This is a genomic window from Bradyrhizobium sp. B025, from assembly GCF_042257955.1.
Classification (GTDB): domain Bacteria; phylum Pseudomonadota; class Alphaproteobacteria; order Rhizobiales; family Xanthobacteraceae; genus Bradyrhizobium; species Bradyrhizobium diazoefficiens.
In genome coordinates this window covers 3,260,360-3,280,501 of record NZ_CP170150.1, presented here as the reverse complement: position 1 = coordinate 3,280,501, position 20,142 = coordinate 3,260,360, and the positions used below count along the sequence as shown (strand labels likewise).

Sequence of the window (20,142 nt, the reverse complement as noted above, 5' to 3'; positions counted from 1 at the left end):
CCACTGCCGCGGAGGGAACCGCAAGCATGATTCCGCACTATTTTTTGTACGAGGAAGCGGCTTCGAAGGTCGAACCGTCGTTCCTCCATATCGAGCCGATCCCGGTGCGCAGCGGCAGGCACAATTGGACAATCCGGACGCACACGCATCCCGACCATCACCAGGTCCTGGTGATCAGCAAGGGCGGCGGCGCCATCGAGGTCGAGGGCGTGAGCTGGGAGGTCTCGCCGCCGGCGCTGGTCATCATCCCGGCGCTGACGATCCATGCCATCCGCTTCAGACCCGGCACCGACGGCTATGTCATCACCGTGGCGCTGCCCTTCCTGCAATCCGCGCTCGATGACGATGCCGACCTCATCGACGGCTTTCGCGTACCGGTCCGCTTCCTGTCGCAACAGATCGGCCGCGACATCGACCTCGTCGGCCTGTTCGCCTCGCTCGAGCACGAATTCGTCTGGTCGGCACCTAGCCGCCGCACCGCCATCAAGGCCTATCTGCAACTGCTCGCAGTAACGGTTCGCCGGCTGCTCGAGCAGGAGCGTGTTCGTCCGATCTCCAGCGCACGGGAGGCGGAGACCGTGATGCACTTTCGCGAGCTGGTCGAGAAGCACTATCGCGATCACCCCTCGCTCGATGTCTACGCGCGCAAGCTCGGCGTCACGGCCGCGCGCCTCAACGCCTGCTGCCGGATGACGACAGGCAAGTCCTCGCTGGCGCTGATCAATGATCGGCTGCTCACGGAGGCCAAGCGCAACCTGCTCTACTCCGACATGACCGTGAACGAGATCGGCGCAGCACTCGGCTACGCCGATCCGGCCTATTTCAACCGCTTCTTCTCCCGCAATGTCGGCCTGTCGCCGGGCCGCTTCCGCGAGCGGCTGTTCTCCGACGAGACCCGCGCGGCTGCCAGCTGAAGCTGGCATTGCGCGATCAGCCGGCGAGAGAAAAGGCCAGGCCCTGCCGCTTGAGTATCGCGGCGCCTTCGTCGATGTCCTTGAGCGGCTGGTCCGACAGGATCTCGAGCACGACCCTGCCCTCATAGGCTCGCTGCCTCAGCAGCGCAGCGATGGCCGCAAAATCGATCTCGCCCGAGCCGATCGGATCGTGTCGCCACTGCCCCTTCGGACTGTCCGATAGATGAACGATGCCGAGACGGGGCCACAGCGCCCTAAGACCCTCGACCGGATCCTCGCCAATCGCAACGGCATTGGCGACATCGTAGATCACCGGCATCCCGGCATAGCCTTCGGCATCGAGAAAGCGAGTGATGTCCGCGGCGCTGGCGAGCAGCCCCTGCGGATGGTTTTCGAGGATGACCGGCACGCCGGCGCGCTCCGCCTTGTCGTAAATGCGGGCGAAGGCGTCGCGAAAACTCACCATCAATCGGTCGTTGGCCTTGGCAAGCAGCGCGTGCCGGCGGCCGGAGCCGACGCAGATCCAGCGCGCGCCGAGCTCGGCGGCGCGGTCGATCGTGGCCACATAAGACGAAACCGCAAAATCGACCACGTGTTGCGACGGGCTTGCGAGATTGATGTCGCTGCTGGCGAGGTCGAGCGCCAGGAGCGACAGGCAATGCCGCTCGATCAGCGCGCGAATTCGCCGCGTGCGCGCGGCGTCCTGTACCCAGGGATCGAAGTGCGGCGGCGTCGCCATCAACTGGATGGTGCGATAGCCCGCAGCGGCGAGCCGCTCGATGGCGTCCTCCGCGACGCAGTCCCACGCGAAGCCGAAAGTGTGGGCGCCGAGCACCGGAAGCGTCATGGGGCCGCCCGGTAAAGCTCGATGGTGCGACGAATGCCGTCGCGCAACGAGGTCAAGGGCAGGCCGGGAAGCGCGCGCCGCAAGTCGCCCTCGCCGATGTCCTCCGCGAATGGAAGCACGGGACCATCGATCCCAATCTTCGCACCGGGGACGACGTCACGCACGGCCGCGACGACGTCGTCGTTCGAAACCACCTCGCCCGGCAAGTTGAAGACGTGCGCGCCATGAGGCTCGCGGCGAAGCGCGGCGTAATAGGCCGCGACGACATCGTCGACGAACACGAGGCCGGCCGTGCCGATATAGGGAATGATATAGGTCTCGCCACGCGCGGCCGCGCGGCAGGCCAGCGATGGGCCCGCAGTCAACCCGGTTTCGCGGCCATAGCCATAGACGATATAGGGCCGGAAGCCGATGCTGGCGATGCCATGGTCCTCCCAATAGGCCCGCGCGCTGCCTTCGCAGGCGAGCTTGAATGCCCCGTAATGGGTAATGGGCCGCGGCGTCGTCTCGTCGTCAGGGCCGTAGACGCCGGCGCTGCTCGTATAGACGATGCGGCGGATACCGAGCGCTTGCGCGGCGTTGAAGACGTTCAACGTGCCGACGAGGTTGATCATCGCGCCGCGCACGGGATCGGCCTTGCAGGCCGGCGTCAGCACGCCGGCGAGATGGACAGTTCCGTCGCAGCCTTCGGCTGCAGCACGCACCGCCTGCCCATCCGCGATATCGCCGATGCGCCACTCCACGGACGCGGCGGCAGCTCCGACAATCCCGTTGAACTGCGCCGAGCGCTCGACCGACTCGAACACGCGCAGCCGATGACCATCGCCCGCGAGCCGTCGCGCCAGCCACGCTCCGATGAAACCGCCGCCGCCTGTGATCAGAATCTGCATAATGTCAGGTCTCCGCGCCGATCAGCTGCCAGAGCCGAAGAAGCTTTCGCCCGGCCGCGCGGCACGGCCGTAGAGACCGGGCGAGGCGAGCGTCGCCATCGACAGCTCCTGCGCCGTCTGCAGCAGCGCCGGCGCCAACTCGAGCATGCGCTCCTCGGTCAGCCGGATATGGGGACCGGCGATTACCACGGCCCCGGTCACCTCCTTGGACTTGGGATGACGGATGGGGGCCGCGGACGCGCTCATCCAGGGCGTATAGGTCTGCACGCAGATGCTGACGCCGCGCTTGCGGGACTGGCGCAGATATTTCAGCAGCGCCGGCCAACTCTCGGGCGCGCGCGGGCCATAATCCTTGCGCAGCCCATAGCCCTGCTTCTCGACCAGCGCGCGCGCGTCCTCGTCCGACAGGCACGACAGCCAGGCGTGACCGCTCGCCGAGCAGGACAGCCGTCCCACTTGGCCCATGTCCGGATCGTAGCGCAGGCCGGCGGGCGAGCCCTGCGCCTTAGCCACCCATACGAGCTCGCGACCATCGATCATGGCGAGACGTACCAGCTCGCCGCTCTCGCGCGCCAGGTGATCCAGCAGCGGCTGGGCGAAATCGGTGATGCCGCTGCCGGCGAGGAAGGTGAAGGCAAGCGAGGCGATCTTGGCGGTGAGCTGGTAGGCGCCCTGCTCGCGTTCCTGCTTGACATAGCCATGCTCGATCAGGCTCGTCAGCACGCGGTGCGTGGCACTGCGCGGAATGTGCAGCGAGTCGGCGATCTCGAATAACTGCATGCCACGGGCATTCGTCGCGAGCAGCTCGAGCACGCCGAGCGTGCGCTCCAAAAGGCCGCTGGGCGCATCGACGGGATCCGGGTTCTTCAGCATCAAGGCAGCATCCTGATTCACAATTCCATCTCCTGATCAGGCCGCACTATCTGACCGGTTTTGGCCGCTTTGTGAACTGCCATCGTGGCTCGCAGGGTCAGCATGCCGTCGCGGGCGGTAATCAGTGGCGCCTCGCTGCCACGGACCACCCGCGCCAGATGATCGATCTGCGCAAGGTAGGGATCGCCGCGTTCGACGCCAACCGAGTCGCGCGAGATCGAGGCAAACCAGCTCTTCGCCGACGAATAGTGCCAATAGTCGAGCGTCGGCAGCGCCAGCGCGCCTTCGGTGCCGCTGAGGAAATGCGTCTGCACCGCGGCCGGCTGCGGCGGATAGTTCAGGCTCTCGCCGCTGGCGAGATCCCAGCTCCAGGGGCTTGCCGCGGTGTCGCTGAGGCTCAGCGTCACCAGCGCACCACCAGCGAGCCGGAGCAGGATCGCCGCACTGTCCTCGACGTCGAAGCCTCGCACCGCGTTGGAGACGACAGCCTGCACGGAGGCGATCTCGCCGCAGAGGTGGCGCACCAGATCGATCTCGTGAATGAGGTTGATCAGCACCGGCCCGCCGCCGGGCTCTCGTCGCCATGCCACCTCGAAATAATCGGCGGGCTTATAGAAGGTCGCAAGCACGGTCGCGCTGGTCAGGCGGCCGAGCGCGCCTTCGGCGATCATGGAACGGGCTCGCCGCGTGATCGGATTGTGCCGCCGATGGTGCCCGACCAGAACGGCCACGCCCGCGCGCTCCGAGGCAGCCGCGATCGCCGCCGCATCAGCGAGCGTGCTCGCGATCGGCTTTTCGACCAGTGCCACAATGCCGCGCTCGATGCAGGCGATCGCGAACTCGCGATGGGTCGCATTCGGCGTGGCGATGATCGCCGCATCCGGCTTCATTGCACCCAGCAGATCGCGCGCATCCGCATACCAGGGCACGCCGAGGCTCTCCGCGTAAGTCTTTCCCGCTGCGGCAGGTTCGGCGATCGCCGCGAGCCTGCAGCTCTCCGATCGGCGGATCGTCTCGCAATGGGCCCGTCCGATTGCGCCGGCCCCAATCACCGCCACGGCGACCCTGCTCATTCCGCATCCTCTTTGATTTGCGTTGCGCCCGGCGAGGCTTCTAGCACTAGCTGATCAGAATTGGAATTGGATTCCATTTTTCGATTTTTGATATTGGAATCCAATTCCAGTCATGGTAGGGCAAGCCCCAAGAGCCGCATGCACGGCCCGCCGGCAATGACCGGCGCAATGTCAGAAGGGGAGGTGAGACAATGACGGACCTGAAGAAGACACGAGCGGCAACCGGCCTGCGCATCGGCCGGCGCGGCCTGCTCTTGGGCGCAACGTCGCTCGCGGCATCGCGCCTCGGTATGCCGTATATCGGCAACGCGGCAGCCGCCGAGCCGATCAAGATCGGAATGATCTGGGCCAAGACGGGCTCGATCGTCGATCAGGCGGAATATCTCGCCCAGGGCGGCATGCTCGCACTGGAACAGCGCAACAACACGCTCCTGGGGCGGCCCGCGGAGATCGTCTGGCTCGACGAGCCCAATCCGCAGGGTGCTCAGCAGAGCGCGGAGCGCCTCGTCGGCGAGCAGAAGGTCGTCGGCATGGTCGGCGGTGCGCTCTCCTCCTTCGCGCTCGCGATCTCATCGGTCGCCAAGAAGGCCAAGATCCCTTACGTCGCGGCCAATGCCGCCACCGGCGACCTCACTGGCAAGTCCTGCAACAAGTACACCTTCCGCCTGCAGCCGCCGGTCGATGTTCATGCCCGCGTTCTCGCCCCCTACTGCGCTGCGATCGGCAAGAAGTGGTACCTCCTGACCGCGTCCTACGCTTTCGGTCAAGACATCAAGCGCGCCTTCACCGACTACATCACGGCCAATGGCGGCACCGTGGTCGGCGCCGACGAGGTGCCGGTCGGCACACCGGACTATTCGTCTTTCATCCTGAAGATTCGCGCCGCCAAGCCCGACGTCGTGATCGGCGGCATTGCTGCCAGCGACCTCACCACTTTCCTGAAGCAGTGGAACGAGCTCGGCATGAAGGGCAAGATTCCATTCGCCGAGATCTCTGTCGGCAACACCGACCTGTGGGGCGTCGGCCCCGAAGCCGCCGATGGGCTCTACACCATCACCTGGTGGTACAAGAATCCGAACAACTCGCCTGAAGAACAGGCGATGGCCGCGGCCTATGAGAAGAAATACCACAGGCCAGCGGCGGACAAGGCCTGGATGGGCTGGCTGGGCATGAAGAGCCTGCTCGATTCAATCGAGATGGCGAAGTCGACCGAGCCCGGCGCGATCGTGCGGGCGCTGGAGAACTGGAAGTATCGCCGCGGCAACCTGGATATCGGCTATCGCGACTTCGATCACCAGATGACGAGCCGCCTCCTGGTTGCCGGCATTCAGCCCAAGATATCAGACAAGTGGGACTATTTCGACGTCAAGGCCGAATTGCCGAAGACGCCGGACGACATCGCCAAGGCCTTCGGTTCGGCGGGCGACAGCGCCTGCAAGATGGACACGCTCTGAGGTTTGACCCCGGGTGAAACGCGATGACGCGGGCAAATCCGCTTGCGCCATCGCGCGGCCCAAATCCGAAAACGGATGACGCCATGCTCGACATGATCCTGTCGCAGGCCGTCAATGGCCTTGTGCTCGGCTTTCTCTACGTTCTGATCGCGATCGGCCTGTCGATCATCTTCGGCATGCTCGGCATCGTCAATTTCGCGCATGGCGCCTTCTTCGCCGTCGGCGCCTATCTCGCTTATGCCCTGGCCAAGGAGTTCGGCTGGTGGGGGGCGCTTGCCGCGCCGCTGTTGACCGGCGCGATCGGCGGCGTCGTCGAGATGGTCCTGATCCGGCACCTCTATGGCAAGGAACCGCTGCTCGGGCTGATCCTGACCTTCGCGCTCGCACTGCTGGCGGAGGCGGTGTTGCGGCTGATCTTCGGCGGCGCGCCCGTGCCCTTCGCTGCGCCGAAATTCCTGGCCGGCTTCGTCGAATACGGCCCGATCCTGATCACCAAATACAGGATGTTCGTGCTGCTCACGACCGCGCTGACGCTGGTCGCGTTCTGGGCCTTTCTCGCCTACACGCCTTACGGCCGGATCATCCGCGCCGGGTCGCGTGATCCGGAGATGGTCGGCCTACTCGGCATCAACCTGCCGATCGTCTTTAGCGGCGTGTTCGGCATGGGTTGCCTGCTCGCCGGCCTCGGCGGGCTCTTGGCGGCACCGCTCTGGACCATCACGCCGTCGATGGCGGCGGGCGCCATCATGCCGGCTTTCGTGATCGTCACCATCGGCGGCCTCGGCTCCTTCCTGGGTGCCGTCGTGGCCGGCCTCCTGGTCGGCATCACCACGGCGATGACCATCCAGTTCCAGCCGGAATGGTCGGGCGCAGCCATGTACATCCTGATGGCCGCCATTCTCCTCGTCCGCCCGCGCGGACTGTTCGGCGAACGCTGGGAGAGATTCGAGTGAAAAGTCTCGCTCTGTTGCGCCATCCGGCGTTTGTCGCCGCGCTCGTTCTCACCGCGCTCACCGCAGCCTGGGCGCTGCTCGGCGCGCCCATCTCGCTGATCACGCAGATCGCGATCTACACGCTCTATGGCGCCGGCGTGAATCTTCTCGTCGGCTACACCGGGCTCGTCCCCTTCGGCGCCTCGGTGTTCTTCGGCTGCGCGAGCTATGCGGCCGCCTTCTTCATCCTCGGCCGCTACGGCAACGATCTCGTCTCGCTGCTGCTGGCGACGGTGTTCTCCGCGCTGCTGGCGCTCGTGGTCGGCGCCATCATCCTGCGCCGCAGGGGACTGTACTTCTCGCTGTTGACGCTCGCGTTCTCGCAGATTGCCTTCGAGATCGCCTTCAAATGGACCGGCGTCACCGGCGGCGAGAACGGGCTGCAGGGCGTCTATCGCACGAGCTTTGCCGGACCGTGGTCGTTCCACGTCTTCGTGGTCGCTGTCACCGTGATCTGCATCTGGCTGATGTGGCGGATCGCCCACTCCCCGTTCGGCCGCGTTCTCCAGGCGGTGCGCGACAACGAGCAGCGGGCGAGCAGCCTCGGCTACAACGTCCATCGTTTCCGGCATGGCGCGCTGATCCTTACCGGCACCTTCGTCGGTTTCGGCGGCGGCCTGCTCACCCTTATGCTCGAGGGCGTCTATGCCAACAATCTGAGCTGGCAGCACGCCGGCGACTCCCTGCTGATGACCGTGCTCGGCGGCGTGCATCACGTGCTCGGGCCGCTATGGGGCGCCATCGCCTTCATTCTGCTGGAAGACCGCCTGTCAGCCATCACGGAGAACTGGTGGCTGGTTTTCGCACCCATCCTGATGCTGTTCGCGCTGACCTCTCCGGAAGGAATGCAGGGCCTGTGGCAGCGGCTCTTCGGCCGGCAGCGCTGGACGCTCGTGCGTCTCGACATCCCGCCCCGACCTGCCGCCATCGTTCCATTCGCAAGCAGCGCCGCCAAGGTCGACCGCGGCAAGCCGCTGCTGCAGACTATCGGCTTGAGCAAGAACTTTGGCAGCCTGGTGACGGCGAAAAGCATCGACATCGAGATCCACAGCGGCGTGCTTCACAGCATCATCGGGCCGAACGGCGCCGGCAAGACCACGTTCTTCAACATGCTGTCCGGCGCACTGAAGCCTAGCGGCGGGCGCATTCTGTTCGACGGCAGCGACGTCACCCGGACGCCGATGCATGTTCGGGCCCGGCTCGGCATCGGGCGCTCGTTCCAGATCCTGTCGATATTCCAGAACCTGACCGTGTTTGAGAATGTCCGCGTGGCCGTGCAGGCTCAGCGCACGGGATCGGCCAAGATGCTCGCCGATGCCTATGCGATGGAGGAGGTCAACGCCAAGACCTGGTCGATCCTCGATGCCGTCGGCCTTGCCGACGTCGCGGCCGAACCATGCATCAATCTACCCCACGGCGCCAAGCGTCTCCTCGAGATCGGCATTACGCTCGCGATCGATTCCAAGCTGCTGCTGCTCGACGAGCCGCTGGCCGGGCTCGCCGAGGCCGACCGCGTCGTCGTGGCCGATCTCATCGGGAAGCTCGCGCAGACCCACGGCGTCCTCCTGATCGAGCACGACATCGATCGCGTCCTTGCGATCTCCGACCGCATCTCGGTCCTGCACCAGGGCCGGATAATCGCCGACGGCAAGCCGGCCGACATAGCCGCCAATCCCGACGTGGTCGCGGCCTATCTCGGGGCCGCCAAGGACGGCACGCAGTCGCCGCCGCCGTCGGTCGAGCGGATGGCCCATGCGAAAGCGCCGGTATTGCTTGCGGCCAACGCCGTGTCGGCAGGCTACGGCGGCAGCACGGTCCTTGAAGCGGTTGATCTTGCGGTTCACGCCGGCGAAGCCGTCGCCCTGCTCGGCCGCAACGGCGTCGGCAAGACGACGTTGCTGCGCGGTCTCAGCGGCACGCTTGCCATAAGTAACGGCAGCATCGCGTTCGAGGACAAGCCACTCGCGCGCCTCAAGCCCTACGAAATCAACCGCCTCGGCATCTCGCTCGTTCCCGAAGGACGCCGGCTCTTCCCCAACCTCACCGTCGTCGAGAACCTGCAGCTCGCCACGCGTCCCGGCGGTATCGCCCTGGACGAGGTGTTCGAACTGTTCCCGCGCCTGCGCGAGCGTCGTGCCGCCAAGGCCGAGAGTCTGTCCGGCGGCGAGCGGCAGATGGTCGCGATCGCGCGCGCCCTCGTGGTGCCGAGCAAGCTGATCCTGCTCGACGAGCCGTTCGAGGGCCTCGCGCCGGCCGTCGTCAAGGAAGTCATGGACGCCCTCGTCAAGCTGCGCGGCAAGGTCGCCATGGTGATCGTCGAGCATCACGCCGAGACCGTGCTGCCGATCGTCGACCGCGCCTATGTGCTGGTGAACGGCCAAATTGCCTTTGCCGGCGATGCAGCGATCCTCGAACGCGACCATGACCTGCAGGCCCGCCTGCTCGGCGTGGTCCAGGCCGAAGCGGCGCAGGCCCGCGGGGCGGCCTAGCCAAGAAGAGAAGAAGAATGATCAACCTCAACCTGACCGGCGCCACGCGCCTCAACATCATCGTCGGCGACCCCATCGCCCAGGTGAAATCGCCGGCCGGCGTCACGCAGGCCTTCATCGACCGCGGCTATGACGGCATCCTGGTGCCGGTGCAGATCAACGGCGCCCGTCTCAAGACGTTCCTGGCGGCCGCGACCGATGTCCGCAATCTCGACGGCATCATCGTCACGGTCCCGCACAAATTTGCCTGCTACGAATTCTGCGCAACCTCGACCGACCGCGCCCGTCTACTCGGCTCGGTCAATATCATGCGCCGACGCCGCGAAGGCGGCTGGCATGGCGACCACGTCGACGGGCTCGGCTTTGTCGGAGCTGTACGCGCCAACGGCTACGACCCGACCGGTAAGTGCGCGCTGCTGGTCGGCGCGGGTGGCGCCGGATCGGCGATCGCCATGGCGCTGGTCGAAGCCGGCGTTCGCTCGCTGGCCATTCACGACAATGAAGCTGCCCGCCGGGACCAGCTGATCGCGAAGCTGGCCACACTCGGCAAGGCTGGGATCGGGCCAGGCTCGGCCGATCCGTCCGGCTTCGAACTCGTCGCCAACGCAACGCCGCTCGGCATGAAGGCCGGAGACCCGCTTCCGCTCGACGCATCGAAGCTCAAAGCCAGCACGTTCGTCGGCTGCGTCATCACCAGCCCGGCGGTCTCGCCGCTCGTCGAGGCGGCGCGGCGCCTCGGCTGCAAGACGTCGACGGGCACTGAAATGTACAACGCACTGCAGAGCTCGATGGTCGACTTCCTGCTCGCGCACGACGGATCGAGGTGACGGCCATGTTCAAGAACATCGAAGCGATTTCCGACGATGCCCGCTACGATCTTATCGCGATCGGCTCGGGTGCGGCCGGCATGGCGGCTGCGCTGTTCGCAGCGATCGAGGGCCGCAAGGTCCTGCTGGTCGAGCGCACCGAATATGTCGGAGGCACCAGCGCGCTTTCGGCGGCGACCACCTGGATCCCCAACTCGCACCATTCGAAGAGCGTCAATCCCGATGACAGCCGGGAGAAGGTCCGCACGTTCCTCGACGGCGTGGTCGGCAATCATTCTGCCCCGTCGATGCGCGAGGCCTTTCTCGACAGCGCGCCGGACGCGGTCGCAACGCTCGAAGCCAACAGCATCGTCAAGTTCCGCCCCTATGCGACCCATCCAGATTACGAACAGCAGTTCGAGGGCGCTACGATGCGCGGCCGCGCTCTCGAACCTGTGCCGTTCGACGGCCGCGACCTTGGCGCCGATCTCGGCAATATCCGTCCGCCGATCCCGGAGTTCACGATTTTTGGCGGCATGATGGTCGACCGCACCGATATCGGCCACCTGCTCGCCCTCAAGAAGTCCGCGCGCTCGTTTGCCCATGCCATCAAGATCCTCGCTCATTACGCCGGCGATCGGCTTAAGGGCCGACGCGGGTCCCGCCTGGTGATGGGCAATGCGCTGATCGGCCGCTTCCTGGCCTCGCTCAATGCGCGCGGCGTCGATATCCTGATCCGCACCGAGGTGCAGGATCTCGTCACCGAGAACGGCACTGTGACCGGTGCGGTGCTCAAGTCCGGCACAACGAGCCGCCGCGTAGCGGCCACGCACGGCGTCGTGCTCGCCGCCGGCGGCTTCAATCGGCATCCGCAACGCCGCGGCGAGCTGCTGCCCAAGGGCGAGACATACAGCCCTTCCGCTCCCGGGCACACCGGCACCATGCAGGACATCGCCTTGCGGCTCGGCGCGCGCCTCGGCGAAGGCAATCTCGACAATGCGTTCTGGGCGCCGGTCTCGATCCGACGGCGCGCCGACGGCAGCACCGCGAGCTTCCCCCATTTCGTCATGGACCGCAGCAAGCCGGGCACGGTTTGCGTTGATCAGACCGGCCGTCGTTTCGTCAACGAATCCGTCTCCTATCACCTGTTCGGTCGCGCGATGTTCGAGCACGACAAGCAGGTGCCCTGCATTCCCTGCTTCATCATCACCGACGCCACAGGCCTCAAGAAATACGGCCTCGGCATGGTACGGATGGGCACGCGCAACCTCGCTCCCTACCTCGCCGACAGCTATCTGACCGAGGGCGCGACCATCAGTGAACTCGCCGGCAAGATCGGCGTGCCCGCGACCAACCTCGAAGGCACGATCGCGGCGATGAACCGCTATGCCGCTGATGGCATCGATCCGGACTTCGGGCGCGGCACCACGCCCTATCACCGCGTCAACGGCGATGCGTCGATCGAACCCAACCCGACGCTCGGTCCGATTTCGACCGCGCCCTATTATGCCGTGCGTCTCTATCCCGGCGACATCGGCGCGGCCACCGGTCTCGTCGTCAACGAATGGGCACAGGTCATGCGCGCCGATGGCAGCGCGATCGCGGGACTCTATGCCTGCGGCAACGAGGCGAATTCGATCATGGGCGGCACCTATCCGGGCCCGGGCATCACCATCGGTCCGGCCATCACGTTTGCCTATCGCGCGGCGCGACATGCGCTTGGGGTGACCCAGGCGCGTCGCGCCGCGTGAACCGGAGGCTGACGTGAGAAGCGACGAACATCTCGATTGCGATCTGCTCGTGATCGGCTCGGGCGCAGGCGGCTTGGCTGCTGCGGTTACGGGCGCCTCGCTCGGTCTCGACGTCATCGTGGTCGAGAAGGAGGCTCAACTTGGCGGCACCACAGCGTGGTCCGGCGGCTGGATGTGGATCCCGCGCAATCCGCTGGCGAAAGCGGCCGGCATCGTCGAGGCCCCCGAGCAGCCCAGGCTCTATCTGCGGCATGAGCTCGCCGATGGTTACGACGCAGCCCGCATCGACATGTTCCTCGAGCAAGGCCCGCGCATGGTCGAGTTCTTCCAGCGCGAGACCCATCTTGCTTTCATCGACGGCAACCAGATCCCGGATTTTCACGGCAAGAGCCCGGGCGCGGTCACGGGCGGCCGCTCGCTCTGCGCGGCGGCGATCGATGGCCGTGAGCTCGGTCCACGCCTCCGCGATCTCAAGCCGCCGCTGGATGAAGTCGCCCCGTTCGGGATGGCCATCGCGTCGGGCGCGGATCTCCGGTACTTTCTCAACGCCCGTTCCTCGCTGGCCTCCTTCCGGCATGTCGCGCGCCGGCTCGCGCGGCATCTGGTCGACATGCTGCGCTTCGGCCGCGGCATGCATCTCGTCAACGGCAACGCGCTTGTGGCCCGGCTGTTGAAATCCGCCGACGCGCTTGGCGTTCGCATCATGCCGGCGGCGCCGGCCCGATCGCTCCTGAGCGAAGGAGCCCGCATCACGGGCGCGCGCGTCGTTCATGACGGCGCGACGCTTGAGATTCGCGCCCGCCGCGGTGTCGTGCTCGCCTGCGGCGGCTTCCCGCACGATACGGCGCGGAAGGCAGCGCTCTTTGCCCACGCTCCAAGCGGCCACGAGCATTGGTCGGCGGCGCCGGCCGGCAACACCGGCGACGGCATCCGCCTCGGAGAGAGTGTCGGCGGAGAGCTGCGGACGGATCTCTCCGACCCGGGAGCCTGGGCGCCGGTCTCACTGGTCCCGCATCGCGACGGCTCGGTTGGCCACTTTCCGCATCTGATCGAGCGCGCCAAGCCGGGGCTGATCATGGTGCGCAGCGACGGCACGCGCTTTGCCAACGAGGCCAATTCCTATCACGACGTGATGAAGGCGCTGTTCGCCGCCACGCCCGCGAGCGCGCCCGCCGAGGCCTGGGCGATCTGCGACGCAAAATTCCTCAAGCGCTACGGCCTTGGCCGCGTCCGCCCGCCGCCCTTCCCAATCACGCCATGGATTCGCAACGGCTACCTGAAACGAGGCGCGAGCATCGAGGCGCTGGCGCGCGCCTGCGACATCTCCGCCGAAGGGCTCAAGGCGACGATCGGGCACTACAACCGATTTGCCGCGCACGGCGAGGATCCCGCCTTCGGACGCGGTGACACGCCCTATAATCGCGTGCAGGGGGATACGGCTCATCTGCCGAACCCCTGCGTCGCGCCGGTCGATGCCGGCCCGTTCTATGCGGTGAAGATCGTCGCCGGCAGCCTCGGCACCTTCGCAGGTCTCAACACCGACGAACATGCCCGCGTGCTTGATGCGCAGGAGCGGCCCATCGACGGCCTCTACGCCGTCGGAAACGACATGTCGAGCATCATGGCCGGCCGCTATCCGTCCGGCGGCATCACGCTCGGTCCAGCCATGACCTTCGGCTACATCGCCGCGCACCACGCTGGCGGAATTCCGCTCAAGAACAACCGGTCGGCCGCCGCCTGACCGCAAGGAGAAGAAATATGCTCTATGAGATCGCAACGCTGACGGTGAAGCTCGGTACCGCCGCCAAGGCCGTGGCCGGGATCGGCGATTATGTCGGGGCGCCGGAGGCCAAGGGCACGCTGCTCGGCTGCTGGGCAAACGAGATCGGCGAGCTCAACCAGCTCCTGGTGCTGCGCTCGTTTGGCGATCACGAGGCATACCGCGGCGAGCGCGAGCGCGCGCTCCGCACCGCCAATCCCTTCAATGCCGGCGAGGCCATCGCGCAGATGAGCTTCGACACCTATGTGCCGTTTCCATTCCTGCCGCCGGTCGTGCCGGGCAAGTACGGAAGCGTCTACGAGATCCGCACCTATCGCCTCAAGCATGGCGGCGTTCCTCCCACGATCGCCGCGTGGGAAGCCGCGATGCCCGAGCGCGGCAAGCTGTCGCCGCTCTCGATTGCGATGTATGCGCTGGACGGGCCGCCGCGCTTCACCCATATCTGGCCCTTCGCGAGCCTCGATGCCCGCGCCGCTGTGCGCGCGGAATCCGTCGCCAGGGGCGTGTGGCCGCCGAAGGGCGGGCCGGATTGGCTGACCGGCGAGATGCGCTCGATCATCGCGCTGCCGACCGCCATCTCTCCGCTGGCGTGAGGCGATCGCCATGACGCACATCTATTCGCTCGCCTATCTCACCTCGGCGCCGATGGCGCCTCCGGACGCGCTGGTCCTGGCCGAAAAGCTCGGCTACCAGGCGATAGGGGTCCGCATCGCGCCCGCCGCCCCCGGCGGCGACTTCTCGCCGCTCGCCACGGATCCCGCCCTGTTGCGCGAAACCATCCGGTGCATCGAGGACACCGGCGTGCCGGTGTTCGACGTCGAAATCGCACGGCTTGGCGCGGATTTCAAAGCGGACCACTTCGCAGCCTTCCTCGAAACCGCGGGCAGGCTGAAGGCGCGCGCGATCCTCGTCGCCGGTGACGATCCGGACGAAGCCCGACTGACGGAGTCATTCGCCGCATTCTGTCGCGCCGCGGCACCCTACGACCTCACCGCGGATATCGAATTCATGCCGTGGACCGCGGTGAAGAACGCCAGGGCCGCCCTTCGTATCGTGACCAACGCCGGCGAGCCGAACGGCCGCGTGCTGGTCGACGCGCTGCATGCCGCGCGCTCGGCTACCACCCTTGACGATATCGTAGGCCTGCCGCGGGAATTGCTGAGCTACGCCCAGCTCTGTGACGCGCCCGCAGGGATCCCCGCCAGCAACGACGAACTGATCCACACGGCACGGTGCGCCCGGCTTCTCCCGGGCGACGGCGGCATCGATCTCGCCGGGGTCGTCCGCGCCTTGCCGGACGACCTTCCGCTGAGCCTCGAGATTCCGAACGATGAGTGGCTGCCCAAGCTCGGCGCCGAGGAATGGGGACGACGCGCGCTGGCGGCGGCACGCAGCATCGTCGCGCGCGCCGCAGATAGACGAGCGACGACATGAGCGGCCTCGATCTCTCCGGGCGCATCGCCGTCATTTCCGGCGGCTGCGGCGGCATCGGCCAGGCCGTTCGCGAGCGGCTTGCCGCCTCGGGCGCGAAAGTCGTCGTCTGGGACGTCGCAGATGGCGCCGACCAGCGGATCGATCTCACCGACGAGGCCGCCGTCAATGACGTGATGACGGGCCACCTCGCGCGCTTCGGCCGCATCGACATCCTCGTCAATGCCGCGGGAATCACGGGCCCTACGGTCAACATCGAGCAGTACAGCCTTGCTGAATGGCGGCGCGTGCTCGATGTGAACCTCACCAGCACGTTCCTCTGCTGCAAGGCGGCCGTCGCACCGATGCTACGGAAGAACGCCGGACGCATCGTCAACCTGGCCTCGATCGCCGGCAAGGAAGGCAATGCCGGCATGACCGGCTATTCCGCTGCCAAGGCGGGCGTGATCGCGCTGACGAAATCTCTCGGCAAGGAGCTGGCCGGCACCGATATCCGGGTCAACGCCATCGCACCCGCCGTGATCGCCACCGATCTCGTCAAGCAGATGTCGGACGAAGCCTATCGAAACGTGCTGGCAAAGATACCGCTCGGACGTGCGGGACGACCGGACGAGGTAGCGGCGCTGGTCACCTGGCTCGCCTCCGACGAATGCTCATTTTCGACTGGCGCGGTTTTCGACCTGTCTGGTGGGCGAGCGACGTACTGAGCCACCTGCCGAAGTTCCCTCTCGAACTCATCGCCATTTGATGAGGGGCAAGCTGTCACAGCTTGGCAAGCCGGTGAAATAATTACGCGCGGCAAACCGCGTCTGTCGACGTGTGAAATCGTGTAAAATCATAGATTGGTGCACAAAATCGTGGCCCCTGGTAGTCGGGGAGCGACTCGCCCCCCGACATCAGCATTTTTCATTATTACGCCCTGACCAGCAGCCCCTGCCCCACCCAGCGACCCAACACTGGCCTGCTCACCATGCCGGCGAACAAGATCCGCTTCTCGGTCGAAGCCACCTGCACTGCTGGCTTGCGTCGAAGCTCGACTGCTCAAACTCGCTATCACTAGATTTTTCTTGATCTCCCGGTGCACACGTCGTGCACACGCCGCCTTCTAACCGACTGAAAGACTTGAACATTGACTTGATTCTCTGTCGCTTCGCTCATTGACAATCGCGTGACGCCGTCCGAGGAAGGGCCGCATACGTCGCCCGCTGCCATTTCGCGGCAGCTGCAGATCTCGCATGCCGAGGGCCCCATCGGCGCACGTGACTTGATATCGAGCGAAAAGTCGCGATCCGAGGCGAGATCTCATCATCTGCCGTCTGCTACTGTTCGTGGGTGCGTGGCAATCACGTGTACCTCGCCATCCCGACCCTCTTTGGCGAGGACGCCAGCACCCAAGCCCACGCCTAGGACGTACATCCATCCCTCTTGAAAGTCGAACAAGTGGGAATTGAGCAGTGAGCTGAAGATATTCTGTGTAACAACAAGAAACCCGAGCCAGCTTGCAAAGCCCCTCCCACGAAAGAGGAGCAGGTGACAAATCCAGGTTGCATATAGCACGGCAATGCCCAGCACGCCCCACTGAACCGCCATGTTCAGCGTTTGATTGTGAGGATTGCGCGTCACTTCGGCCTCCAGGCCCATTTTTCCCTGTGCCTTCTGGCTAAACAAAATCTCCGTGGATCCGGTACCGTGCCCAATGATCGGCGCTGCCGCAAAGAACGTCAGTGATTCCTGCCAGTAGTAGAGGCGCTGCCCTGTCGAGCGCGGGACATTCTCAAGATAAAGCTGATATTCACGCGAAACATCCGCGATTCTTGTTCGCAAGAACGATGGGGTTGTCCATAAGGCCGCGGCGGCCGTAAGGGCGGCAAGCAGCAGCGTCATCGATTGTCGGCGGGTTAGAAATTTAAGTGCGAGAACGCCCAACATAGCAGGGATATAGATTAGCGCTGTGCGAGCCGAGACGACAAAAATCATATTGGTGAAGAAGGCGGCTATCAAGGTCACAAGCCCGCCGAATATGGCGATCCGCCCTTGTTTGAATAACTCCATCGCGAGCGGCGCCGCTGCGATCATGCAAAGCGCAAATTCCTGACTTTGGTCGATGTAGTTCTTGACTGGTACGCCGGCATTCTTTGACGCCTCAAGTCTGATCGACGGCTCGACATACGACATCCACGAAAGCGCCATCAACAGAGAACAGGAGATGAAGAAAGCAGCAAGTGCCCAAGTCGCCCGTTGCGATCGCTCGAAATGGTAGGCGATCAAAGGCACGGCGATAAACTTGGCGGTCGATTTGATGGTGTAGAGCGCCGTCAGCCAGGGTGCTTCGCTCCAAGCGGTGCCGGCGAGGGCAAGCACGAATATCAGCAGTGGAAACATGCAGTGAGGGCGACGCAAGTGCAGCAGGATCGCAACGCCATCCTCTCGCAATGAGACCCCCAAGATCCCGGTCAGCCAGATGAGCAAGATGATCTGGAAGCCTGTGGTCGACCAAGGCAGCATCGTAAAAGTTGCCGTTCCGAGGAGATCATTGGTAAATTGCGTGCGGACTGGATATGACCACCAGCTCGACTGCGAGTTTGTCGACGTTGTTTCAAGTGTATCCATTGGGCCCACAGGGTCGAGCGTATTCAGGTGCTTTGCCGCAGAAGTCACCATTTGTCTTCAGGATCTAGCGCGCGCCATCTCGCATGTACTGTATCGGTTTATGGGCATATACGACGCGGGTCGGGCTGCTGGCAACGATGGAGCGCTCGCGCGATCTGATCGAAAGGTCATAGCCATCGCCAACAGGGGGCGAGCGCAAGTCTGCAGCTGGCCAGCGTATGCCAAGGCTGCCACCGGCCATGCACCAACGTTCACTGCCGACCATTGAGGATCGTTTATTTGCCAGGAACAGGACGTGCCCTCTCACTAGCTTGGTTACCAAGGCGCACTGTTTCCCGATGAGGCCAGACAGTCAGATCACGATAATCAGACCGCTCCGCCCGGTGCCTTGTGCCGCGCTGAGTGCGGCCGATACCGTCGGGCCTCGACTTTAGAAACATCGGGTGCTCGAGAGAGAGGGTTCAACCACCGAGATAGGCCTCCCGCACCGCCTGGTTCCGGACGATCTCGTCGGGCGTTCCTTCCGCGAGCTTGCGGCCCTGGTCGAGCACGACCACGCGCTTGCACAGGCTCGTGACGACGTCGATGTTGTGCTCGATGATGAGGAAGCTGACGCCGAACGAGGTGTTGGCGAGGCGGATGCTCTCGACCACACGCTCGATCAGCTTGGGATTGATGCCGGCCATGGGCTCGTCGAGCAGAATGAGCTTCGGCTCTGGCATCAGCATCGAGGCGAACTGGATCAGCTTCTGCTGGCCGCCCGAGAGCTTGCCGGCCGGCTGGAAACGCACATCCCAGAGACCGGCGATCCTGATCAGCTCGCGTGCCCGTTCCCTGAGCGCCGCGACGCGATTGCGCGCGGCGGCGCCGATCCCGAACGTCGACCAGATGCCGGGAAAGGTGAACATCTGGCCGGCGATCACGAGGTTTTCCTCGATGTCCAGCGCGGAGAAAACCACGGTCTTCTGGAACGAGCGCAGCATGCGGCCTTCACGGGCGATATCGTTGAGCGACCAGCCCGTGATGTCCTGACCGTCGAGCTTCACAGCTCCCGCGCTCGGTCTTGCGAGCCCGGTCACGCAATCGAAGAAGGTGGACTTTCCGGAGCCGTTGGGGCCGATCAAGCCGCAGATCTCGCCGCGGTCGACATGCAGATCCACCCAGTCCACGGCGCGCACGGCGCCGTAGGACTTGCAGAGGCCGGAGATATCGAGGATCGGCAGCCCGTTCATTTGCGCTTCTCCAGGAATGACCAGAAGCGGCCGATCAGCGGCGCGAATCCGCTGGGGAACCAGAACACCAGGCCGAGCAGGAAGAAGCCATAGGCGATCATGCGCAGCTCCGGGGCGACGCGCAGCGCTTCGGTGAGCCCGACGAACAGCAGGCTGCCGAAGATGACGCCCGAGATGGTCCCCGCCCCGCCGCCGAGCACGATGATCAGCATCGTCGTCGAATAGTACATCTGGAAGGTCAGCGGGCTGACCACGGTCAGATAATGCGCATAGAGACTGCCGCCGAGCCCCGCAAAGGCAGCGCTGATCATGAAGACGACGAGCTTGTAGTGCCAGGTCGGAATGCCAACGGATTCGGCAAGCGTCTCGTTCTCGCGAATGGCGATCATGTTGCGGCCCGCCGGCGACCGAACGATCAGGTAGACGGCCAGCGTTGCCAGCGCAGCGATGACGAGCGTCAAATAGTAGAAGGCGACGGTTCCGGAGACCGTGAACGAGGCGGGCCCCAGCGCGAAATAGGGTTTTGGGATCCCCGCCAACCCCATGTCGCCGCGCGTCAGGCTGATCCAGTTCTTAGCGATGGCTTGACCGATGATGACGAAGCCAAGCGTGCACATCACGAACGACGTCGTACGCAGCCTCAGAGCGGGAATTCCGAGCGGCGCCGCAATTGCGCCCGTCACAAGGCCGGCGGCGAGGAAATTCAGATAGAACGGCGTGCCGAAATGGACTGCCAGCAGCGCCGACGTATAGGCCCCAATGCCGAAGAACGCTGCCTGCGCCAGCGACAGCAACCCGGTGTATCCCTGCAGCAGGTTGAGACCATGGGCCGGCAGCAGGAAGATCAGCGCGATGATAATCGCGTGCAGCGGGTAATTGCCGAGGAATAGCGGTGCGACGCATGCCAGCGCGCCGAGCGCGAGGCCAAACGGAACGCGAAAATCCCGTCCCGTCGCCGCAACAGGGAGTTCGGCTGGTGCCATGGTCTGGTCTCGGACGA

17 protein-coding genes are annotated in these 20,142 nt (G+C 64.8%); 10 read left to right on the top strand and 7 right to left on the bottom strand.

Annotated elements, in window-relative coordinates; translation table 11 throughout:
• The first annotated feature begins 26 nt into the window (after nt 1-26).
• On the top strand, nt 27-914 hold the full coding sequence (locus ACE10W_RS14980) for a helix-turn-helix domain-containing protein (protein WP_161535460.1): 888 nt from the start codon (nt 27-29) through the stop codon (nt 912-914).
• 16 nt (nt 915-930) lie between these two features.
• Here the strand turns inward: ACE10W_RS14980 and ACE10W_RS14975 are convergent, their stop codons facing one another.
• The 4 genes from ACE10W_RS14975 to ACE10W_RS14960 are packed head-to-tail and all read right to left on the bottom strand — an operon-like array spanning nt 931 to nt 4,597.
• The gene (locus ACE10W_RS14975) at nt 931-1,761 is read right to left on the bottom strand and encodes a sugar phosphate isomerase/epimerase family protein (protein ID WP_161535461.1); all 831 of its coding nucleotides are present in this window, start codon (nt 1,759-1,761) and stop codon (nt 931-933) included.
• Entirely contained in the window at nt 1,758-2,651 is an 894-nt protein-coding gene (locus ACE10W_RS14970; protein ID WP_161535462.1) for an NAD(P)-dependent oxidoreductase, read from the bottom strand. Before ACE10W_RS14970 ends, ACE10W_RS14975 begins: the two co-directional genes overlap by 4 nt.
• A 21-nt stretch (nt 2,652-2,672) precedes the next feature.
• Nucleotides 2,673-3,545, bottom strand: coding sequence for an IclR family transcriptional regulator (locus ACE10W_RS14965; protein ID WP_161535463.1), 873 nt, complete (start codon nt 3,543-3,545; stop codon nt 2,673-2,675).
• A complete protein-coding gene (locus tag ACE10W_RS14960) occupies nt 3,542-4,597 on the bottom strand; it encodes a Gfo/Idh/MocA family protein (RefSeq protein WP_304552374.1) in 1,056 nt (351 codons plus the stop codon). Before ACE10W_RS14960 ends, ACE10W_RS14965 begins: the two co-directional genes overlap by 4 nt.
• A 191-nt stretch (nt 4,598-4,788) precedes the next feature.
• On the opposite strand from ACE10W_RS14960, the gene ACE10W_RS14955 reads away from it, so the two are divergent.
• The 9 genes from ACE10W_RS14955 (at nt 4,789) to ACE10W_RS14915 (ending at nt 16,007) form a co-directional block, all read left to right on the top strand.
• Nucleotides 4,789-6,051 carry an ABC transporter substrate-binding protein gene (locus ACE10W_RS14955; RefSeq protein WP_011086444.1) on the top strand — a complete coding sequence of 421 codons (1,263 nt, stop codon included), beginning with the start codon at nt 4,789-4,791 and terminating at the stop codon, nt 6,049-6,051.
• 83 nt (nt 6,052-6,134) lie between these two features.
• On the top strand, nt 6,135-7,004 hold the full coding sequence (locus ACE10W_RS14950) for a branched-chain amino acid ABC transporter permease (protein WP_304552373.1): 870 nt from the start codon (nt 6,135-6,137) through the stop codon (nt 7,002-7,004).
• Nucleotides 7,001-9,532, top strand: a complete 2,532-nt coding sequence (locus ACE10W_RS14945) for an ATP-binding cassette domain-containing protein (protein ID WP_369525322.1) — start codon at nt 7,001-7,003, stop codon at nt 9,530-9,532. Before ACE10W_RS14950 ends, ACE10W_RS14945 begins: the two co-directional genes overlap by 4 nt.
• A 17-nt stretch (nt 9,533-9,549) precedes the next feature.
• A complete protein-coding gene (locus tag ACE10W_RS14940; RefSeq protein WP_011086441.1) occupies nt 9,550-10,359 on the top strand; it encodes a shikimate dehydrogenase in 810 nt (269 codons plus the stop codon).
• Nucleotides 10,360-10,364: 5 nt separating this feature from the next.
• The gene (locus ACE10W_RS14935; RefSeq protein WP_038966193.1) at nt 10,365-12,089 is read left to right on the top strand and encodes an FAD-dependent oxidoreductase; all 1,725 of its coding nucleotides are present in this window, start codon (nt 10,365-10,367) and stop codon (nt 12,087-12,089) included.
• A gap of 13 nt (nt 12,090-12,102) precedes the next feature.
• A complete protein-coding gene (locus tag ACE10W_RS14930) occupies nt 12,103-13,830 on the top strand; it encodes an FAD-dependent oxidoreductase (RefSeq protein ID WP_011086439.1) in 1,728 nt (575 codons plus the stop codon).
• Between the two features lie 17 nt (nt 13,831-13,847).
• Complete coding sequence (locus ACE10W_RS14925; protein ID WP_011086438.1) at nt 13,848-14,462, top strand: NIPSNAP family protein; 615 nt, start codon at nt 13,848-13,850, stop codon at nt 14,460-14,462.
• Between the two features lie 10 nt (nt 14,463-14,472).
• Nucleotides 14,473-15,303 (top strand): sugar phosphate isomerase/epimerase, encoded by an 831-nt coding sequence (locus ACE10W_RS14920; protein ID WP_011086437.1) that lies wholly within the window; start codon nt 14,473-14,475, stop codon nt 15,301-15,303.
• Nucleotides 15,300-16,007: an SDR family NAD(P)-dependent oxidoreductase gene (locus ACE10W_RS14915; RefSeq protein ID WP_304552371.1), complete on the top strand. Its 708-nt coding sequence runs from the start codon at nt 15,300-15,302 to the stop codon at nt 16,005-16,007. The genes ACE10W_RS14920 and ACE10W_RS14915 overlap by 4 nt, the downstream gene beginning before the upstream one ends.
• A 598-nt stretch (nt 16,008-16,605) precedes the next feature.
• On the opposite strand, the gene ACE10W_RS14910 is transcribed toward ACE10W_RS14915, so the two are convergent.
• The 3 genes from ACE10W_RS14910 to ACE10W_RS14900 all read right to left on the bottom strand — a co-directional run bounded on the left by ACE10W_RS14910 (nt 16,606) and on the right by ACE10W_RS14900 (nt 20,125).
• On the bottom strand, nt 16,606-17,910 hold the full coding sequence (locus ACE10W_RS14910) for an O-antigen ligase (protein WP_304552370.1): 1,305 nt from the start codon (nt 17,908-17,910) through the stop codon (nt 16,606-16,608).
• Nucleotides 17,911-18,371: 461 nt separating this feature from the next.
• Entirely contained in the window at nt 18,372-19,142 is a 771-nt protein-coding gene (locus ACE10W_RS14905; protein WP_011086398.1) for an ABC transporter ATP-binding protein, read from the bottom strand.
• On the bottom strand, nt 19,139-20,125 hold the full coding sequence (locus ACE10W_RS14900) for a branched-chain amino acid ABC transporter permease (RefSeq protein WP_038966182.1): 987 nt from the start codon (nt 20,123-20,125) through the stop codon (nt 19,139-19,141). Before ACE10W_RS14900 ends, ACE10W_RS14905 begins: the two co-directional genes overlap by 4 nt.
• Between the last annotated feature and the right edge of the window lie 17 nt (nt 20,126-20,142).

Excerpts from the sequence above, each read along its gene's own strand:
- ACE10W_RS14980 (WP_161535460.1), top strand. The coding sequence starts at position 27 with ATGATTCCGCACTATTTTTTGTACGAGGAAGCGGCTTCGAAGGTCGAA.
- ACE10W_RS14975 (WP_161535461.1), bottom strand. The coding sequence starts at position 1,761 with ATGACGCTTCCGGTGCTCGGCGCCCACACTTTCGGCTTCGCGTGGGAC.
- ACE10W_RS14970 (WP_161535462.1), bottom strand. The coding sequence starts at position 2,651 with ATGCAGATTCTGATCACAGGCGGCGGCGGTTTCATCGGAGCGTGGCTG.
- ACE10W_RS14960 (WP_304552374.1), bottom strand. The coding sequence starts at position 4,597 with ATGAGCAGGGTCGCCGTGGCGGTGATTGGGGCCGGCGCAATCGGACGG.
- ACE10W_RS14955 (WP_011086444.1), top strand. The coding sequence starts at position 4,789 with ATGACGGACCTGAAGAAGACACGAGCGGCAACCGGCCTGCGCATCGGC.
- ACE10W_RS14950 (WP_304552373.1), top strand. The coding sequence starts at position 6,135 with ATGCTCGACATGATCCTGTCGCAGGCCGTCAATGGCCTTGTGCTCGGC.
- ACE10W_RS14940 (WP_011086441.1), top strand. The coding sequence starts at position 9,550 with ATGATCAACCTCAACCTGACCGGCGCCACGCGCCTCAACATCATCGTC.
- ACE10W_RS14935 (WP_038966193.1), top strand. The coding sequence starts at position 10,365 with ATGTTCAAGAACATCGAAGCGATTTCCGACGATGCCCGCTACGATCTT.
- ACE10W_RS14925 (WP_011086438.1), top strand. The coding sequence starts at position 13,848 with ATGCTCTATGAGATCGCAACGCTGACGGTGAAGCTCGGTACCGCCGCC.
- ACE10W_RS14920 (WP_011086437.1), top strand. The coding sequence starts at position 14,473 with ATGACGCACATCTATTCGCTCGCCTATCTCACCTCGGCGCCGATGGCG.
- ACE10W_RS14915 (WP_304552371.1), top strand. The coding sequence starts at position 15,300 with ATGAGCGGCCTCGATCTCTCCGGGCGCATCGCCGTCATTTCCGGCGGC.
- ACE10W_RS14910 (WP_304552370.1), bottom strand. The coding sequence starts at position 17,910 with ATGGATACACTTGAAACAACGTCGACAAACTCGCAGTCGAGCTGGTGG.
- ACE10W_RS14905 (WP_011086398.1), bottom strand. The coding sequence starts at position 19,142 with ATGAACGGGCTGCCGATCCTCGATATCTCCGGCCTCTGCAAGTCCTAC.
- ACE10W_RS14900 (WP_038966182.1), bottom strand. The coding sequence starts at position 20,125 with ATGGCACCAGCCGAACTCCCTGTTGCGGCGACGGGACGGGATTTTCGC.